Here is a 17,867-nt window from a genome sequence, read left to right as displayed (position 1 = left end):
GAGAGCGCCGAACACGACATGGCGGTCGTTATCAGCGTGATGACGACCGTCATGTCGTGCTCGACGGCGGGGAGAGTCGTGCTCGACGGCGGGAAGGGGGTCAGCCCGCGAGCGTGGTCTTGCCCGCGGCGGCCTTCGCCGCGATGTCCGTGCGGTGGTGCGAGCCCGGGAGCGCGATGCGGTCGACCGCCGCGTACGCCCGACGGCGCGCCTCGGCCAGGTCCGCGCCGCGCGCCACGACCGAGAGCACGCGGCCGCCCGAGGCGACCAGGCCGCCGTCGTCCGCGCGCGACGTGCCCGCGTGCAGCACGTGCACGCCCTCGACGTCCTCCGCCGCGTCGATGCCGGTGATCGGGTCGCCGCCGCGCACCGCGCCCGGGTACCCGTGCGCCGCGACGACGACGGTGACCGACGCGTCGTCGTGCCAGCGCAGCGCGCCGATCTCCGCGAGGCGTCCCTGCGCCGCCGCGAGCATCACGGCGGACAGCGGCGTCGCGAGGCGCGTGAGCACGGACTGCGTCTCCGGGTCGCCGAACCGCGCGTTGAACTCGACGACGCGCGTGCCGCGGCTCGTCAGCGCGAGCCCCACGTACAGGACTCCGACGAACGGGGTGCCACGCCGCGCCATCTCGTCGATCGTCGGCTGCGCGACGCGCGCGACGACCTCGTCGACGAGGCCCTCGGGCGCCCACGGCAGCGGGCTGTAGGCGCCCATGCCGCCCGTGTTCGGGCCGGCGTCGGCGTCGAACGCGCGCTTGAAGTCCTGGGCGGGGGCGAGCGGGACGACGGTCGCGCCGTCGCTCACGCAGAAGAGCGAGACCTCGGGACCGTCGAGGTACTCCTCGACGACGACGCGCGGGTCCTCGGGCGTCCCGTCCGCCGCACGGCGCGGGGTGGCGAAGCACGCGGCGGCGTGCTCGAGCGCGGCCTGCCGGTCTTCCGTGACGACGACGCCCTTGCCCGCGGCGAGGCCGTCGTCCTTGATGACGTAGGGGGCGCCGAACGCGTCGACCGCGGCAGCGACCTGGTCGACGTCGGTGCACACGTGCGCGAGCGCCGTGGGGACGGACGCCGCCGCCATGACGTCCTTGGCGAACGCCTTGGAACCTTCGAGGCGCGCGGCCTCCGCGCTCGGCCCGAACACCGGGATCCCGGCCTCACGCACCGCGTCGCCGACGCCTGCGACCAGGGGGGCCTCCGGGCCGACGACGACGAGGTCCACGCCGAGGTCCGTGGCGAGCGCGGCCACCGCGGCGCCGTCGTTCTGGTCGACGGCGTGCAGCGCCGCGAGGTCCCCGATGCCGGGGTTCCCGGGGGCGGCGTGCAGCTCGTGCGGCTCGGCGCCCGGGCGGTCGGCCTCGTGCGCGAGGGCGTGGACGATGGCGTGCTCGCGGGCACCGGTCCCGACGACGAGGATCTTCACGGGCGCCGAGTCTACCGAGACGGCCCGGACACCCCGCGGGGCGTCCGGGCCGTGGTCGGCGCGCGGTGGTCGACTCAGTGGATGAGGTCGTGGCGCGGGATGATCGCGTCGCGGCTCGGGCCGACGCCGATCGCGGAGATCCGCGTGCCCGACATCTCCTCGAGCGCGAGCACGTAGCGCTGGGCGTTCGTCGGCAGGTCCTCGAACGTGCGGGCGCCGGAGATGTCCTCCCACCAGCCGTCGAGCTCCTCGTAGATCGGCTTCGCGTGGTGGAACGCCGTCTGGTCGAGCGGCATCTCGTCGTAGCGGACGCCGTCCACGTCGTACGCGACGCAGACCGGCACCTTCTCGAAGCCGGTGAGGATGTCGAGCTTGGTGAGCACCATGTCCGTGATGCCGTTGACGCGGGTCGCGTAGCGCGCGATGACCGAGTCGTACCAGCCGCAGCGGCGCGCGCGGCCGGTCGTCACGCCGTACTCGCCGCCCTGCTTGAGCAGGTACTCGCCGTTCGCGTCGAAGAGCTCGGTCGGGAACGGGCCCTCGCCCACGCGCGTCGTGTACGCCTTGATGACGCCGATGACGGAGCTGATGCGCGTCGGCCCGACGCCCGAGCCGGTGAGCGCGCCGCCCGCCGTCGCGTTGGACGACGTGACGAACGGGTACGTCCCGTGGTCGACGTCGAGCATCGTGGCCTGCCCACCCTCGAAGAGGACGTTCTTGCCGGCGTCGAGAGCCTTGTTCAGCTCGAGCGCGGTGTCCGCGACCATCGGCTTGAGCCGGTCGGCGTACTGCAGCAGCTCGGCCACGGTCTCGTCGACCGTGATCGCCCGACGGTTGTAGACCTTGACCAGCAGGTGGTTCTTCTGGTCGAGCGAGCCCTCGATCTTCTCCGCGAGGATCTTCTCGTCGAAGAGGTCCCAGATGCGGATGCCGACACGGTTGATCTTGTCGGCGTAGGCCGGGCCGATCCCGCGGCCGGTCGTGCCGATGCGGCGCTTGCCGAGGAACCGCTCGCTCACCTTGTCGATCGTCCGGTGGTACCCCGCGATGACGTGGGCCGACCCCGAGACGAGCAGGCGCGAGACGTCCACGCCGCGCGAGATCAGGTCGTCCAGCTCCTGGAACAGCACCTCGATGTCCACGACGACGCCGTTCGCGATGACCGGCGTGACGCCCGGGGACAGGATGCCCGACGGCAGCAGGTGGAGCGCGTACTTCTCGTCCCCGATGACGACCGTGTGCCCGGCGTTGTTGCCGCCGTTGAACTTGACCACGTAGTCGACCCGGGAGCCGAGCAGGTCGGTCGCCTTGCCCTTGCCCTCATCGCCCCACTGGGCACCGACGAGCACCACGCCTGGCATGGAATCCCCACTTTCGCACTGCCTGTTCCTCGGGCCGGTCATGGTCGTGGGCGCACCGGCGTCCGGAGCGGAGCGGGCAGGTCGTGCCCGACGGCGCTGGGCCCGCGGGCCCGAGGCGTCACCCGGGCGGCAGTCACCCGGGGACCGGCGCCGAGTTTACCGGTCTGATGACGAAAACTGACCTTGGGGGGTCCCGGCCCTATCCCGGGTTCGACACGTTCCGGTGCCGCGTGGACCTCGGGCGGGCAGAATGGGCCCATGAGCGACACGCACGCGAACCTCCTGGACGGCCCCGCGCCGGTCCGCCTCCCCGACGACTACGCGCACGTGCGCGACGCCATCGCCGCCGACGGGGACCCGTACGAGATCGCGGGCCGCTCGCCGGCGAGCTCGCTCGCGTGGGCGTACCTCGCGGAGGACTTCCTCCACGAGAACGGGTCCCGCGGCGCCGTGACGGCCTACGCGTTCGCGCGCACCGGGTACCACCGCGGCCTCGACTCGCTGCGGCGCGCGGGCTGGCGCGGCCAGGGCCCGATCCCCGCCGACCACGTCCCGAACCAGGGCTTCCTGCGCGCGCTGCTCGCGCTCGCCGAGTGCGCCGCGTACCTCGGCGAGGTCGAGGAGGCCGAACGCTGCGAGCAGTTCCTGCGCGACTCCGGCACGTCGGCCGACGAGGTCCGCGCGCTGCGCTGACGGCCCGGGGTCGCGCGACCGCCGTGCAGGGGCGGTGGACGCGCGACCCACCCGGGCGGCGTCTAGAGTCGACGACATGATCGAGATCGCCACGTCCCCCGCGACGACGACCCTCGTCATCGCCGGAGACCTCGATCTCGCCGAGCGTGACCAGTTCCCGGAGATCGCCGCGCGCGTCGTCGGGCTGCGTCGCCAGCTCCTCGTGATCGACATGTGCCGCGTGACGTTCATGGACTCCACCGGCGCGGCGTTCCTCATCTCGCTCGCGGACTCGGGGCGCAAGCGGGGCGGCGCCACGGTGCTGCGCGGCTGCGACGACCGCGACCTGTTCGTGCTGGAGGTCTGCGGGGCGCTCGAGCTGTTCCGCATCGACTCCGACCACCGCTGCGAGCCCGCGACGCCGCCGTCCGGGTTCGCCAAGGTCGAGCCCCCGGCCTGACGCGCCCGGCGCTCCTACCGCCCCGAGGGCCGCAGCGTCGCCCAGACGAGCTTGCCCGACGCCGTCGGGCGCCAGCCCCAGTCCGCGAGCCGCTCGACGATCTGCATGCCGAACCCGCCCATGCGGTTCGGGTGGCCGTCCGTCGGGACGGGCGGCGCCGGGTTGGAGTCCTCGACCTCGACCCGGATGCCGTCCCCCGTGTCGAACAGGCGCAGGGCGAGGTGCCCCCAGCCGTGCAGGACGCCGTTCGCCACCAGCTCGGAGACGACGAGCTCCGCGTTCGCGCTGTCCCGCACGCCCCACGCCTGGCACGTGCGCACCACGGCGTGCCGCGCGCGCCCGATCGACGCGGGCTCGCTGGGCAGGAGCCACCGGCGGCTGCGCGGGCTCAGCACGACGGCCGACGCGTCGTGCACCGGGTCGGGGATGCGCACGACGACGAGCGCGACGTCGTCCTCGGGGGCGTCCGCGAGGCGGGAGAGCAGCTCCTCGCCCACGCCCGCGGCGTCGACGGCCGTGACGGCCTCGGACGCGGCGACGAGCGCCTCGAGGCCCACCCGCAGCGCGCGGTCGCGGCGCTCGATGAGGCCGTCGGTGTAGAAGACGAGCGTGTCGCCCGGGGTGAGCGCCGCGACGCCCGTCGACCGGCTCCGGCCGCCGAAGCCGACGAGCGCTCCCCCGGCGTCGTCGAGCTGGGTCACGGTGCCGTCCCGCAGCAGGAGCGGCGGCAGGTGCCCGGCGCGCGAGTACTCGATGCGCCACGCGTCGTCGGGCTGCTCGGCGTCGGGCTGGGTGAGCGCCGCGTACACGAGGCTCGCGGAGCGCGGGATGCGCATGCCCTGGACGAGCTGGTCGACGCGCTCGAGCACCGGCCCGGGTGTCGTGAGCTCGTAGGCGTACGACCGCACGACCGAGCGGAGCTGTCCCATCGCGGCCGCCGCCTCGACGTCGTGGCCCACGACGTCCCCGATGACGAGCCCGACGACGTCCGGCGCGATCTGGAGCACGTCGTACCAGTCGCCGCCCACCTGGGCGTGCTCCGAGTTGGGCGCGTAGTAGGTCCAGACGTCGAGCCCGGTCACGTCGGCCTGCTCGGGCAGCATGGCGCGCTGGAGCGTCTCGGCGAGGCGGTGCTCGCGCGCGTAGAGCCGCACGTTGTCGATCGCGGTGCCGGCGCGGCGCGCGATGATCTGGAGGAGCGTGCGCACGCCCTCGCGCGCCTCGACCTCCGTACCCAGCCCGTGGACCGCCGCGTCGGGGACGTCGCCGGTGACGAGCAGGCCGAGGATGCGCCGACGTCCCGGGACGGCGGTGACCGTCACGGCGCCCGGCCGGTGCAGCAGGCCCGAGAGCCGGTGGTGCAGGTCGCGCTGGAGCCAGCCGGAGGCCGACCACTGCGGGTACGTGGCGGAGAGGTCGAGGATCACGGGACCCTCGATGCGCCCGTCCAGGACGTCCTGGACACGGTCCGGCACGTCCACGAGGCGCACGCGCGGCACCGAGCCTGTGACGGCGGCGGAGTCACCGAGGGCGTCGGTCGTGTGCAGGCCGGGCGCGACGGGGAACGCCCCGGGCGTGTAGCGGCCGTGACGCTGGCCGCGACCGCTCGGCGGCGCGGCGGTGTCCACGCCCTCCGCGTACCGGAGCCCGTCGTCGTTGAGGTAGAAACCGGCCCAGTCGACGACGTACCCGGCGAGGAGCTCGGTGATGTCGCGCAGCGCGTAGGGCTGGTCGAGGTCGGCGAGGAGGTCCGAGCTGCGGGAGACGACGTCGAGCACGGCGCGCTCGCGCCGCTCGAGCGCGAGCGACGCGACCTGGGCCGCGTACCTCTCGAGGTGCTCGGAGACGTCGACCTGCACGCCGACCCAGTGGGTCACCGTGCCGTCCGGCGCGGCGAGCGGGGACAGCGAGAGCTGCGTCCACACCGGCGAGCCGTCGCGCCGCAGCGTGCGGACCGTGTGCGTGACCTCACGGCCCTCCGCGACGGCCGCGCGGAGCTCCTGGGCCTCCACCGGCTCGGTGAGCAGGGACTCGAGCACGCGCGGGCTGCGACCGAGGACCTCGGCGGCGGCGAACCCGGTCTGGCGCTCGAACGCGGCGTTCACCCACACGATCGGCATGTCGTCCGAGCGCGGGCCGGTGACGAACATCGCGACGCCGGCACCCTCCATCGCCCGCGTGCACAGCTCCTGGACGTGCGCGGGCAGGTCGGTGCCGAGCCCCGGCGAGCTGCCCATCGTCACCTCCGACGGTCCGTGCGTCGATCGTCTGGATACGGACGCCACGGTCGCGTTACTGTCCCGACTGGACATTCAACCGTAGATTGGTGCTTCCCGAGACCGGAACGTGTCGGGACCACGCAGAGAGGAGCGCCGGTGCGCGAAGGTACACCCTCGGCCGCCGACCGTCCGGTCGGCGTCGCCGGCGACCCCGCAGGGGCGGGCGACCCCGCGAGCGTGCACGTCATCGTGGGGACGACACGCGCCCGCATCGTGCTGTCGGGAGAGATCGACGCCGATCTCGGTGCCGACCTCCAGGAGGCGACCGCCGCGGCGGAGGACTCCGGGCTCCCGGTCGAGATCGACGCGCACCACGTGACCTTCATGGACTCGTCCGGTGTGGCGTTCCTCGCACGTCTCGCCTCGCGCGGCCCGCACCGGGTCCGCGTCCTGCGCGCCCCGCCGACGGTCCGGTTGCTCCTCGAGGTGACCCGCATCGGCGAGCTGCTCGACATCGTCGACGTGGACCCCGGCTTCGACCTCGACGAGCCGCCGGGCAAGGGCGACGGCTCCGACGCCACGAGCTGAGGTCGCCGCACGGTCACGACCCGCCGGGACCGGTCACGACCTACCGTCACGACCACACGCCACGGCCCGGCGTCACGGACGACGACGAAGGCCCCCGGTCCGTACGGACCGGGGGCCTTCGGTGCACCCGGAGCCGGCTCGCCGCCGGCTCCTGCGGGCGTCAGCGGATCTTGTTGCCCGCCGAGCGCAGCTGCTGCGACGCCTCGATGATGCGGGCGGCCATGCCGGCCTCGGCCAGCTTGCCCCAGGCGCGCGGGTCGTAGGCCTTCTTGTTGCCGACCTCGCCGTCGATCTTCAGGACGCCGTCGTAGTTCGAGAACATGTGGCCGACGACCGGACGCGTGAACGCGTACTGCGTGTCGGTGTCGATGTTCATCTTGATGACGCCGAAGTCGACCGCGGCCGAGATCTCCTCGGCCGTGGAGCCGGAGCCGCCGTGGAAGACGAGGTCGAACGGGTTCGCCTTGCCGACCTTCGCGCCGACGGCCTCCTGGATCTCCTTGAGGATCTCCGGGCGGAGCTTGACCGCGCCCGGCTTGTAGACGCCGTGCACGTTGCCGAACGTGAGGGCCGTCAGGTAGCGGCCCTTCTCGCCCGTGCCGAGCGCCTCGATCGTCGCGAGGCCGTCCTCGACCGTGGTGTAGAGCTTCTCGTTGATCTCGGCCTCGTGGCCGTCCTCCTCGCCGCCGACGACGCCGACCTCGATCTCGAGGATCGTGCGCGCCGCCTGCGAGAGCTCGAGGAGCTCCGCCGCGATGGTGAGGTTCTCGTCCAGCGGGACGTCCGAGCCGTCGTACATGTGCGACTGGAACGTCGGCAGGCCGCCGTTCTTCACCTGCTCGGCCTCGATGGCCAGGAGCGGGCGGACCCAGGAGTCGAGGTTCTTCTTGACGCAGTGGTCGGTGTGGATCGCGATCTGCACCGGGTAGTTCTTCGCGACCTCGCGCGCGTACGCCGCGAGCGCGAGCGAACCGGCGATGCGGTCCTTGACCGTCGAACCCGAGCCGTACTCGGCGCCGCCCACGGAGACCTGGATGATGCCGTCGGACTCGGCCTCGGCAAAGCCCTGGAGCGCGGCGGTGATGGTCTGCGACGAGGTGATGTTGACGGCCGGGTAGGCGAACGAGCCTGCCTTCGCCCGGTCGATCATCTCGGCGTAGACCTCGGGGGTAGCGATGGGCATGCGAAGCTCCTGTGGAGTCGTGCGGGGTGGACTGTCGGGTCAAAGTCTGGCATGGATGAGAGCGCGGGCGTCAGGGCCGTTCGACCTGTGGTCGCCCGGTGACCACGGTTCTACGTGGCCGCGCCGTCCGGCCGCAGGTGCTGGGCCGCCCACGCGTGCAGGGCGATCGCGCCCGCCGCGCCGGCGTTGATCGAGCGGGTCGAGCCGTGCTGGGTGATGTGCAGGACGTCGCGGCACGCGGCGACCGCCTCGGGCGTCAGCCCGGTCGACTCCTGGCCGAGCAGCAGCACGCACGACGCGGGCAGCGCGTACCCCTCGATCGGGACGGAGCCCGGGAGGTTGTCGACGCCCAGGAGGGGCAGCCCCTCCCCCGCGGCCCATGCGGCGAGGTCGTCGACGGACGCGTGGTGGTGCACGTGCAGGTAGCGGTCGGTGACCATCGCGCCGCGGCGGTTCCACCGGCGCCGCCCGACGACGTGCACGCCCGCCGCGTTGAACGCGTTCGCCGTGCGCACCACGGACCCGATGTTGAGGTCGTGCGCCCAGTTCTCGATCGCGACGTGGAGCGACCGCCCCGGGTCGCGGCGCGCGTCGAGGTCGGCGACGACCGCCTCGACGGTCCAGTAGCGGTAGGCGTCGACGACGTTGCGCCGGTCGCCGTGCGCGAGCAGCTCCGGGTCGTAGCGGGGGTCGAGGCGGGTCGCCCCGGGTGGGCCTTCGGGTTCCGGGACGCGCGGCCACGCGTCCGGCCCCCCGGGCCACGGCCCGACCCCGACCTCGCGCTCCTCGGCGCGCTCGTCGGTGCGCTCGTCGTCCCCGACGGCGGGTCGCGCCCCGGGACGTTCCTCGCACGGGGCGCCGGCGTCGGACGGCGTCACGCCCGCTCCCCGAGCCACTCGCGGTAGGTGAGCGTCCCGTAGCGGTGGTCGGGCACGAGGTTGCGACCCGCGCGGAAGAAGTCGCCCAGCGAGCCGGGCAGCGGCACCCCCACGACGGGGCGGCGCGAGCCGTGCGCGGTGCGCCACGCGCGCGCCATGTCGCGCGCGTCGAGGACCTCCGGGCCACCGATCGTCACGGTCGTCGCGTCGGGGCCGGGTCCTGGCAGCCCGCCCCCGGGCGGCGTCCCCTCGACGGCATCGACGAGCGCCCGCGCGACGTCGGCGAGCGCGATCGGCTGGAACCGCACCCCGCGGGGCACGGGCAGCAGGCCGAGGCGTGCCCACCGGCCGAGCCGCCCGTCGCGCCCGAGGAACAGCTCGAGGAACTCGTGGAACTGCGTCGCGCGCACGACCGTCGTCGGGACTCCCCCCGCGGCGAGGACGCGCTCCTGCTCCGCCTTCGCGCGGTAGTACCCGTAGTCGCCCTGGTCGACGTTCACGATGGAGAGCACCACCACGCGGCCGGCCCCCGCGCGGTGCGCGGCCCCGGCGAGGCGGCGCGCGCCGACCGTGAAGACCTTCATCGCCCCCGGCGACGTCCCGTTGCTCGCGTCGACCACGGCGTCAGCGCCGGCGAGAGCCGCGTCGAGCGCGCCGGCGACCGCGCCGTCGTCGGGCGTCAGGAGGTCGACGCGATGGTGCACCGTGCCGGGGACCCGCGTGCCGTCGTCGGGTGCGTGCCGCGAGAGCACGCGCACGTCGTGGCCGCGCGCGGCGGCCTCCCGCACGACGGCGCGACCCGCCGCACCGGTCCCGCCCACCACCGCGATGCTCGCCATGCCGGACATTCTGCCCGGCACCGCGCACGCGGTGTCCCGGACGGGCAGGCGGGCCCCACTACGCTGGTGACCTGTGAACACCCTCGCCGAGCTCGCCTCCGCCCTGCCCGGGGCCGCGCACGCCGCGGGCCTCGGCGCCGCGGGGCCGGTCGCCGCACTGGGCCCCGACTGGATGGACCCGATGTCGCTCATCGAGCGCTTCGGCGACGCCGCGCTCGTGGGCATCGTGGTCGTCATCTTCATCGAGACGGGTCTGCTCTTCCCGATCCTGCCGGGCGACTCGCTGCTGTTCACCGCGGGCGCGCTGGTCGCGCAGGACTCGCTCCAGATCAGCCTGCCCGTGCTGCTCGTCCTGCTCTTCGCGGCGGCGTTCCTCGGGGACCAGACGGCGTACCTCATCGGGCGCACCGTCGGGCCCAAGGTGTTCGACCGGCCGGACTCGCGGTTCTTCAAGCGCAAGTACATCGACCAGACCAACGCCTACTTCGAGAAGTACGGCGGCCGGACGATCGTCATCGCGCGCTTCGTCCCCATCGTGCGCACGTATGCGCCGGTCGCCGCGGGCGTCGGCAAGATGCACTACCGGCACTTCGTCGGGTTCAACGCGCTCGGCGCGCTGCTGTGGGCCGTGGGCCTCACGTGGCTCGGCTACCTGCTGGGGAACATCACGTTCGTCAAGGACAACATCGAGGCGCTCGTCCTGCTCATCGTGTTCCTCTCCGTGATCCCGATGATCGTGGAGGTCTGGCGCGGGCGCCGTGCCGAGAAGCGGGCGGCGGCGCTCGAGGCGCAGATCGCTGCCGACGCGGCTGGGACCGGCGGCGAGCACGCCGTCACCGAGGGCACGACCGCCGTCGGGCACGAGAAGGACGGGAAGGACGCCTGAGATGACGCGAGAGATCACGAGCTGGCTGACGGACATGGACGGCGTGCTCGTCCACGAGGGGCACGCGATCCCCGGCGCCCCGGAGTTCGTGCGGGCGCTGCGCGACAAGGGCCGCCCGTTCCTCATCCTCACGAACAATTCGATCTTCACGGCCCGCGACCTGCGCGCGCGGCTCGCGACGTCGGGCATCGACGTCCCCGAGGAGTCGATCTGGACGTCCGCGCTCGCGACCGCGCAGTTCCTGCACGACCAGGTGCCGGGCGGCAGCGCGTACGCGGTCGGCGAGGCGGGGCTGACGACGGCGCTCTACGAGGCCGGCTACACGCTCACCGAGTCCGACCCGGACTACGTGGTGCTGGGCGAGACGCGCACGTACTCGTTCGAGGCGATCACCAAGGCGATCCGCCTCATCCTCGGCGGCTCGCGGTTCATCTGCACCAACCCGGACACGACCGGCCCGTCCCAGGAAGGCCCGCTGCCCGCCACGGGCGCCGTCGCCGCCATGATCACGGCCGCGACGGGGCGCAAGCCGTACTTCGTCGGCAAGCCCAACCCGATGATGTTCCGCTCGGCGCTCAACCGGATCGACGCGCACTCGGAGAAGACGGCGATGATCGGCGACCGCATGGACACCGACGTCGTCGCGGGGATCGAGGCCGGGCTGTACACGTACCTCGTCATGACGGGGTCGACGAAGATGTCCGACGTCGACCGGTTCCCGTTCCGGCCGAGCAAGGTCGTCGACTCCGTCGCGGACCTGGTCGACCTCGTCTGAGCCCGGCCGAACCCGGGGTTGCGGGCTACCCGACCAGCCGCCCCGGGGTTCGAGGTCATCGGGAGCCCACGGTGACTCGCAAGCCCGGGGTGGGCACACTCGGCGCACCGACGACGGCGCCCGGTCACCTCGCGAGGTGACCGGGCGCCGTCGTGCGTGGTGCCGGTGGCTCAGGCGGTCCCGACCGCCCCGACCGTCCGGGCCCGACGCCGCTGCACGCCCAGGAGGGCCGCACCGGTGGCGAGCAGGACGCCCGCGAGGAGCGCGAGGTTCCCGCTGTCGGACCCCGTGGACGCGAGGGCGCCCGAGTACGCGTCGCACTCGACGTCGCCGCCGACCGGGAAGGCGAACGTCACCGGCGCGAGCGCGGTGCCGGCCTCGTAGAACCCGGCGAACGCCTTCGCCCCGGCGGCCGTGAGGGTCGCGGGAGCGCCGTTCCACGTGATCGTGGAACCCGACGTCGACTTCTTGCCCGACAGGTCCAGGCTCGCGAACGCGACGCCGCTCGACGAGGACTTGTTGCCCTCCATGTCGCTGCTCTGGACGTCGACCACGAGCGTGCCCGACGACCCGTCCACGACGACGCGAGGGTTGCTGATCCGCAGGTCGAGGATGCCCTCGTGGCCGGAGAACGACACCGAGCCGCCGAGGCTGGCGCGGCCCTTGCCGAGGTCCGTGTTGAACGAGCCCTTGCCGCCGCTCCACGCGAACGCCGAACCGGAGTCCTGCACGCCGCTCGTCGAGACCGAGCCCTTCGCGATCGGGCCGGTGACGTACGCGCGGAACCGGTCGCTCACGCCCCACGAGAGGGTCGCGCCGTGGACGCCCTGGGCGAAGCACTGCTCCGCCCCGCTGCCCGACCCCGTGCCCGTGCCGGTCGTGCCGGCGCCGACGATCGTGAGGGGCGCGGACGCCGTGTGGTCCGCACCGATCAGCAGCAGCGTGTGCTCACCCGGGGTGACGTCCTTCGGGATCGTCACCGTCGAGCTCGCGGCGCCGCCGGCGTTCGCGGTGACACCCGTCGCGAGCGTGCGCGGCGTCGAGCGGATCTCGGTGCGGAGGCCCGACTCGTGGGCGCCGAACCCGACGCCGCTGATCGTGACCTCGTCACCCGGACGGGCCTGCGACACCGAGAGCGTCGCCTTCGCCGGGTCCGTCGGCGTCCCCGGCGTCCCGGTGCCCGGGGTGCCGATGGTGCCACCGTCACCGGGGACCGTCGACGTCGCGCCGACGGTGAAGGTCACCGGGTCGAGCGCGGTGCCGGCCGGGTAGAAGCCGGAGAACGCGAGCGAGCCGTCGGCCGTGAGCGTCGCCGCGGCCTTCGGGTAGGTCACGGCCCCGTCCGCACCCGTCGTCGGCGCTCCGAGCGCGAGCGTCGCGAAGACGACGCCCTGGCGGTCGAACGTCGAGCCGTCGAGCCCCGTCGAGCGTGCGTCCACGAGCAGGCGCCCCGCACCGGGCCCGGTGACGTCGACGACCGGGTTGGTCAGCGCGAGGTCCAGCGCGCCCGAGTGGCCCGTGAAGCGGACCGTGCCGGAGTACTTCACGCTGCCCCGCCCGCTCGCCGCGGTCCACGTGCCACCGTCGGCCTGGCCGAACCGGAAGAGGCCGTCGACCACGGCCGCGCCGGACGACGCCGACGCCCCGCCGGCCGCGACCGGGCCGACGATGTAGCTGCGGAACGACTCCTTGACGCCCCACGTCAGGGAGCCTGCCGTCGTCGGGACCGAAGGCTTCGCCGTCACCGTGACCGTGACCGGCGACGAGGTCGAACCGACGAACGCGGTGCTGTCCGCCGGCACGAACGTCGCCGACACGGCGTGCGACCCGGCCGCGAGACCGGTCGCCCGGTACGACGCGACGCCGTCCACGACCGTCGCCGTGCCGAGCGTCGTGTCCCCGGCGGTGAGGCGGACCGTGCCGGCCGCCTTCGGGGTGACCGTCGCCGTGAACGTCACGGCCGTCCCCTCGACGACCGAGGCCGCCGACGAGGCGAGGGCCGTCGTGGTCGGCCGGGCCTCCGGCGCGGGCTGGCGCACCGCGACCGGGGTGAACGTGTCGAGGCTGCGGTCGGTCGCCGAGAGGCCGTGCGCCGCCGACGTCGCGACCACGTACTCCTTCGACGGGTCGAACGAGCCCGCGGGGACGGTCAGCGTCGTCGTGAACGCGCCGTCGACCACCTGCTGCGGCATGACCCAGCCGAGCTGGAGCCACCCCGTCGCGACGAGCGGGCCCGAGCCGTCCCAGATCGACTTCTCGCCGACCACCACGTACGCGCCGAACCGCGCGCCGTCGCCGACGAACCCGGTACCCGAGACCGTGAACGTGTTCTCCACCGCCGGGTCCACGGGAGCGGACGGCGACACCGTCACCGTCGGCGTGGGCTCCGGAGCCGGAGCCGAGACGGTGAGCGTCGTGCTGCCGGTCACGCCGAGCTCGGACGTCACGACGACGGGGACGGGACCCACGGCGGCGTCGGCCGGGACCGTGAGCAGGATCGTGGCACCGTCACGCGAGTAGGTCGCAGCCTTTCCGCCGAACGTCACGCCCTTGACGGCGTCGCCCTCGACGAGGCCGTCCACGGTGAACCGCACGGTGCTCCCGGCCTCGACCGTCGTGGCGGCGGGCGTCACCGTGAGCGACACGGGGGCGTCGAACGTGACGGGAGCGAAGAGCTCCTGGTCCGCGTTGGTCACGCCGCCGGCGCCGTACGTGTAGACGCCGTACCGTCCGCCGTCGAGAAGGCCCGGGCTCTTCACCACGAGCCGTGCCTCGAACGTGCCGTCCTCGGCGATGTCCGTCCACTGCGCACGGATCACGGACTGATACTGGGCGGGGACCTGGTCGAGCACCGGCTCGGCGAGGGCCCACGCCTGGGACCCGACCTTGCGCGTCGACGACGCGGCGCCCTCGGACGGGCGCCACTGCTCGGCGAAGCTCCCGAACACGACGTACGTGCCCTGCGGCAGCGTCGCCGGGATCGGGACGCCGCGGCCACCGACGTTCGCCGTGGGGTCGAAGCCGGATCCCTTCACGACGATCGTGTCGCCCACCGAGACCTCGGCGTCGCCGAGCGGCGTCACGCCGTCCTCGGCGAAGACCATGATCTCCGGCTCCCAGACGGGGGCGGCGGGCTCGGTCGTGAACGCGACGGGCGCGTAGAGCTCCTGTGCTGCGTTGACCGTCCCCCCCGCGGCGTAGGTGTACACGCCGTAGCGGCCGCCCTCGAGCTCGAGCTCGGTCGCGACGAGCTCGGCCGTGAACGTGCCGTCCTCGGACAGCTCGGCCCACTGGCCGCGGATCGCGCTCTGGTAGCGCGGGTCGACCTGGTCGAGCGCCGCGGACGCGAGCGCCCACTGCTGCGACCCTGCCTTGCGCGCCGACGACGCGACGCCCTGCGACGGCCGCCACTCCGGCGCGAACTTGCCGAACACCACGTAGGTACCGGCGGGGACGCCCTCGGAGATCGGCGGACGGTTCCCGGCAGGCGCGACGTTCCCCTCCGGGTCGAAGCCCGAGCCCTTGACGACGACCGTGTCGTCCGGGCGCACCGGGGCGTCGCCGAGCGGGGTGGTGCCGTCGGCGGCGAACAGCTCGATCGACGGCTCCCAGCCGGGCTCCGGGGTCGTGGCGCCCTGCACCGCGACGGGCGTGAACGTGTCGAGGCTGCGGTCGGTCGCCGAGAGGCCGTGCGCCGCCGATGTCGCGACGACGTACTCCTTGGCCGGGTCGAGCTTCCCCGCCGGGACGGTGAGGGTCGTGGTGAATGCACCGGAGCGCACCTGCTGCGGCATCACCCAGCCCTGGGCGAGCCAGCCGCTCGCGACGAGCGGGCCGCTGCCGTCCCAGATCGAGGCGCCTCCGAGGAGCACGTACGCACCGTTCGCCGCGCCCGCGCCGACGAAGCCGGTGCCGGAGATCGTGAACGTGTTCTCCACCGCCGGGTCCACCGGGGCGGACGGCGAGACGGTGACCTTCGGCTCCACCGCGGGCTCGGGCTCCGGCTCGGGCTCGGGCTCGGCGGCGGTCACGGAGTGCACGACACCGGCCGACGTCGAGGCGACGAAGGCCGCCGGGTCGGCCGGGTCGAAGGTCGCGCTCAGCTCGTGCGCACCGGCGGCGAGGCTCGCCGTCTCCAGGCGCGCGACGCCGTCGGCCACCGGCGCGGTGCCCAGCACGGCGCTGCCGTCACGGAACGCGACCGTGCCCGCTGCGGCGGGCGCGACGGTCGCGGCGAGCGTCACGGTCGTGCCCGCGACCGACGTGGTCGCGGGCGTCACGGCGAGCGTCGTCGTGGTCGCCTCGGCCGGCGCGGCCGGCTCCGGGGACACGACGCGCGCGGTCAGCGTCGCGATCGGCTTGCCCGCGTACGACGAGAAGTAGGAGGAGACGTCGCCGAGCGACGCCGCGACGGTCCCGTCCACCACGAACGTCACCTGGTCGCCGTCGCGCGTCGCCGACACGGCGACGTCCGCGACCTTGGCGTCGTCGCCCGCCCCGGCGTTCACCGTGCCCGCGAAGTCGGCGTGGAGGACGCCGGTCGTGGGGCCGGTGAGGTCGAGGCGCAGGTCGGAGAGCGTCACGTCGAGCGCGCCGTGGTGCCCCTGGTAGCGGGTCGAGCCGCCGAACCGCACCGAGCCGGCGCCGGACGCGTCGTCGTACGTGCCCGACGCGGGACCGTAGGAGGACTGCCCGCCCTGGAGGGCCGGCGTGACCGTGCCCTGCGCGATCGGGCCGGTGACGTACGACGTCCAGGAGTCGACGAAGTTCCAGGTGGCCGAGCCGCCCGTCACCTCGGTCGGGGCCGCCTGCGCGGGAGCGCCGGCGCCCGCGACGGTCAGGCCGGCGGCGAGGGCCGCGGCGAGGAAGGAGGCGAGGCCGCGGCGGACGCGTCTCGACGGTGAAGTGCGCACAAGGTCTCCCGTGCTGGTCCGGGCGTGTCCCGGTGAGGCGGGACGGCGGGGGTCGGACGGACGCTCAGACGCTCCGTCGTGGTGGACCATATAAGGCACGCCTCACCAAAGCAAGGTAAGCCTGACCTATCCTGGTGTGACGCGCGCCTCGTCAGCACGACGACGCCCCGCGGCACGGGGCCACGGGGCGTCGTCGGGAAGGCAGCGACGGGACGTCGGTTCAGGCGAGGCCGAGGTCCTCCAGGCTGAAGAGGAAGTGGTACGGCACGCCGAGCGCCTCGATCTTCTCGCCCGCGCCCGTCGCGCGGTCGACGATGGTCGCCACCCCGACGACCTCGCCACCGGCCGCGCGCACGGCCTCGATCGCCGTGATCGGCGACCCGCCCGTCGTGGTGGTGTCCTCGACGACGACGACCTTGCGGCCGGCGACGTCCGGACCCTCGATCTGCCGCTGCATGCCGTGCGCCTTGGCCGCCTTGCGCACGACGAACGCGTCGAGGTCCTGCCCGCGCGAGGCCGCGGCGTGCAGGAGCGCGGTCGCGATGGGGTCCGCCCCCAGGGTCAGCCCGCCGACGGCGTCGACCTCCGCCGTCCCGAGCCCGCGCTCCTCGAGGAGGTCGAGGAGCTGGTGCCCGATGAGCGGCGCCGCGCGGTGGTGCAGCGTCACGCGCCGCAGGTCGACGTAGTAGTCCGCCTCTTTGCCGGAGGAGAGCGTCACCCGGCCGTGCACGACGGCGAGCTCACGGATGAGGGCGAGCAGCTGCTCGCGGGGCGTGTCGGCGAGCGTCGAGCCCAGATCACTAGTCACGACGGCCAGGGTAGTCGGCCCGACCGTGGTGCCGTGCTCAGCGGTACTTGCCGATCGCCCGGACGGCCGAGCGCGGCATCGCCCGCAGGGCGGCCGACGCGACGCGATAGCGCACCGACGGGGTCGAGATGACGACGCCGCGCCGGACGTCCGCGAGCGCCGCGGCGACCACGCGGTCGGCGTCGAGCCACGCGAGGTCCGGCAGGACGGACTTGTCGATGCCGGCGCGGTCGTGGAACTCGGTGTGCGTGAAGCCCGGGCACAGGACGGTCGCGGTGACCCCGGTCCCGTGGAGCTCGACGGCGAGCCCCTCCGTGAACGAGCGCACCCAGGCCTTCGCGGCCGCGTACGTTCCGCCCGCGGTGAGCGCCGCGACCGACGCGACGTTGAGGATCGCGCCGCGGCCCCGCTCCGTCATCTGCCCGGCGGCGGCGTGGGACAGGACCAGGACGGCCCGCACCATGACGTCGAGGGCCCGGAGCTCGACGTCGAGGTCGCCGTCCACGAAGTGCTGCTGGGTCGCGAACCCGGCGTTGTTGACGAGCAGCCCGACCGGGCGCTCGTCCGGGCCGCCGGTCGAGGCGAGGCGCGCAGCCACGCGCTCGACGTCGTCGGGCACCGAGAGGTCCGCCGGCAGGACCTGGACCCGCACGCCCGCGGCGGCCCGGATCTGGCCCGCGACCGCCTCGAGGCGCGCCTCGTCGCGCGCGACGAGCACGAGGTCGTGCCGCGCCGTGGCGAGCTGCCACGCGAACTCCAGGCCCAGGCCGGCGCTCGCGCCGGTGATGAGTGCTGTCGCCATGGCCACAGCCTACGGGCGGCGGAGCGGGATACCGCCCGCCACACGGCCGCCGGCGTCGGT

General features: G+C 73.8%; 14 protein-coding genes. 5 read left to right on the top strand and 9 right to left on the bottom strand.

Annotated elements, in window-relative coordinates; all coding sequences use genetic code 11:
• Positions 1-100: 100 nt before the first annotated feature.
• Positions 101-1,423 carry a phosphoribosylamine--glycine ligase gene (gene purD / locus CCE02nite_RS17495; RefSeq protein ID WP_141390884.1) on the bottom strand — a complete coding sequence of 441 codons (1,323 nt, stop codon included), beginning with the start codon at positions 1,421-1,423 and terminating at the stop codon, positions 101-103.
• 74 nt (positions 1,424-1,497) lie between these two features.
• On the bottom strand, positions 1,498-2,784 hold the full coding sequence (locus tag CCE02nite_RS17490) for an adenylosuccinate synthase (protein WP_047233596.1): 1,287 nt from the start codon (positions 2,782-2,784) through the stop codon (positions 1,498-1,500).
• A gap of 258 nt (positions 2,785-3,042) precedes the next feature.
• On the opposite strand from CCE02nite_RS17490, the gene CCE02nite_RS17485 reads away from it, so the two are divergent.
• Both CCE02nite_RS17485 and CCE02nite_RS17480 read left to right on the top strand, forming a co-directional pair.
• A complete protein-coding gene (locus tag CCE02nite_RS17485) occupies positions 3,043-3,477 on the top strand; it encodes a DUF3151 domain-containing protein (protein ID WP_141390883.1) in 435 nt (144 codons plus the stop codon).
• A gap of 76 nt (positions 3,478-3,553) precedes the next feature.
• Complete coding sequence (locus CCE02nite_RS17480) at positions 3,554-3,916, top strand: STAS domain-containing protein (protein ID WP_047233594.1); 363 nt, start codon at positions 3,554-3,556, stop codon at positions 3,914-3,916.
• A 14-nt stretch (positions 3,917-3,930) separates the two neighbouring features.
• Here the strand turns inward: CCE02nite_RS17480 and CCE02nite_RS17475 are convergent, their stop codons facing one another.
• Positions 3,931-6,153 carry a SpoIIE family protein phosphatase gene (locus tag CCE02nite_RS17475; protein ID WP_141390882.1) on the bottom strand — a complete coding sequence of 741 codons (2,223 nt, stop codon included), beginning with the start codon at positions 6,151-6,153 and terminating at the stop codon, positions 3,931-3,933.
• Positions 6,154-6,291: 138 nt separating this feature from the next.
• Between CCE02nite_RS17475 and CCE02nite_RS17470 the strand changes: the two genes are divergently transcribed.
• Complete coding sequence (locus tag CCE02nite_RS17470; protein ID WP_371861936.1) at positions 6,292-6,723, top strand: STAS domain-containing protein; 432 nt, start codon at positions 6,292-6,294, stop codon at positions 6,721-6,723.
• 160 nt (positions 6,724-6,883) lie between these two features.
• Here CCE02nite_RS17470 and fbaA read toward each other — a convergent pair whose 3' ends face one another.
• The 3 genes from fbaA to CCE02nite_RS17455 all read right to left on the bottom strand — a co-directional run bounded on the left by fbaA (position 6,884) and on the right by CCE02nite_RS17455 (position 9,623).
• Positions 6,884-7,906 carry a class II fructose-bisphosphate aldolase gene (gene fbaA / locus CCE02nite_RS17465; protein ID WP_141390881.1) on the bottom strand — a complete coding sequence of 341 codons (1,023 nt, stop codon included), beginning with the start codon at positions 7,904-7,906 and terminating at the stop codon, positions 6,884-6,886.
• 110 nt (positions 7,907-8,016) lie between these two features.
• Entirely contained in the window at positions 8,017-8,784 is a 768-nt protein-coding gene (locus CCE02nite_RS17460) for a TrmH family RNA methyltransferase (RefSeq protein WP_174774931.1), read from the bottom strand.
• Positions 8,781-9,623 carry an SDR family oxidoreductase gene (locus CCE02nite_RS17455; protein WP_141390880.1) on the bottom strand — a complete coding sequence of 281 codons (843 nt, stop codon included), beginning with the start codon at positions 9,621-9,623 and terminating at the stop codon, positions 8,781-8,783. Before CCE02nite_RS17455 ends, CCE02nite_RS17460 begins: the two co-directional genes overlap by 4 nt.
• 73 nt (positions 9,624-9,696) lie before the next feature.
• Between CCE02nite_RS17455 and CCE02nite_RS17450 the strand changes: the two genes are divergently transcribed.
• Together CCE02nite_RS17450 and CCE02nite_RS17445 are read left to right on the top strand one after the other, a co-directional pair.
• Positions 9,697-10,509 (top strand): VTT domain-containing protein, encoded by an 813-nt coding sequence (locus tag CCE02nite_RS17450; protein ID WP_371861935.1) that lies wholly within the window; start codon positions 9,697-9,699, stop codon positions 10,507-10,509.
• 1 nt (position 10,510) lies between these two features.
• Positions 10,511-11,284, top strand: coding sequence for an HAD-IIA family hydrolase (locus CCE02nite_RS17445; protein WP_141390879.1), 774 nt, complete (start codon positions 10,511-10,513; stop codon positions 11,282-11,284).
• A 170-nt stretch (positions 11,285-11,454) separates the two neighbouring features.
• On the opposite strand, the gene CCE02nite_RS17440 is transcribed toward CCE02nite_RS17445, so the two are convergent.
• The 3 genes from CCE02nite_RS17440 to CCE02nite_RS17430 all read right to left on the bottom strand — a co-directional run bounded on the left by CCE02nite_RS17440 (position 11,455) and on the right by CCE02nite_RS17430 (position 17,807).
• Entirely contained in the window at positions 11,455-16,197 is a 4,743-nt protein-coding gene (locus tag CCE02nite_RS17440) for an HtaA domain-containing protein (RefSeq protein WP_170227369.1), read from the bottom strand.
• Positions 16,198-16,417: 220 nt separating this feature from the next.
• Positions 16,418-17,005, bottom strand: coding sequence for an orotate phosphoribosyltransferase (pyrE, locus tag CCE02nite_RS17435; RefSeq protein ID WP_369799781.1), 588 nt, complete (start codon positions 17,003-17,005; stop codon positions 16,418-16,420).
• Between the two features lie 37 nt (positions 17,006-17,042).
• Positions 17,043-17,807 carry an SDR family NAD(P)-dependent oxidoreductase gene (locus tag CCE02nite_RS17430; RefSeq protein ID WP_141390877.1) on the bottom strand — a complete coding sequence of 255 codons (765 nt, stop codon included), beginning with the start codon at positions 17,805-17,807 and terminating at the stop codon, positions 17,043-17,045.
• Between the last annotated feature and the right edge of the window lie 60 nt (positions 17,808-17,867).

Source organism: Cellulosimicrobium cellulans, assembly GCF_006539945.1.
Lineage (GTDB): Bacteria > Actinomycetota > Actinomycetes > Actinomycetales > Cellulomonadaceae > Cellulosimicrobium > Cellulosimicrobium cellulans.
The sequence above is the reverse complement of the archived record's forward strand: the minus strand, read 5'-3'. Positions and strand labels throughout refer to the sequence as shown.

Excerpts from the sequence above, each read along its gene's own strand:
- CCE02nite_RS17475 (WP_141390882.1), bottom strand. The coding sequence starts at position 6,153 with ATGGGCAGCTCGCCGGGGCTCGGCACCGACCTGCCCGCGCACGTCCAG.
- CCE02nite_RS17485 (WP_141390883.1), top strand. The coding sequence starts at position 3,043 with ATGAGCGACACGCACGCGAACCTCCTGGACGGCCCCGCGCCGGTCCGC.
- CCE02nite_RS17430 (WP_141390877.1), bottom strand. The coding sequence starts at position 17,807 with ATGGCGACAGCACTCATCACCGGCGCGAGCGCCGGCCTGGGCCTGGAG.
- fbaA (WP_141390881.1), bottom strand. The coding sequence starts at position 7,906 with ATGCCCATCGCTACCCCCGAGGTCTACGCCGAGATGATCGACCGGGCG.
- CCE02nite_RS17455 (WP_141390880.1), bottom strand. The coding sequence starts at position 9,623 with ATGGCGAGCATCGCGGTGGTGGGCGGGACCGGTGCGGCGGGTCGCGCC.
- CCE02nite_RS17480 (WP_047233594.1), top strand. The coding sequence starts at position 3,554 with ATGATCGAGATCGCCACGTCCCCCGCGACGACGACCCTCGTCATCGCC.
- CCE02nite_RS17490 (WP_047233596.1), bottom strand. The coding sequence starts at position 2,784 with ATGCCAGGCGTGGTGCTCGTCGGTGCCCAGTGGGGCGATGAGGGCAAG.
- CCE02nite_RS17445 (WP_141390879.1), top strand. The coding sequence starts at position 10,511 with ATGACGCGAGAGATCACGAGCTGGCTGACGGACATGGACGGCGTGCTC.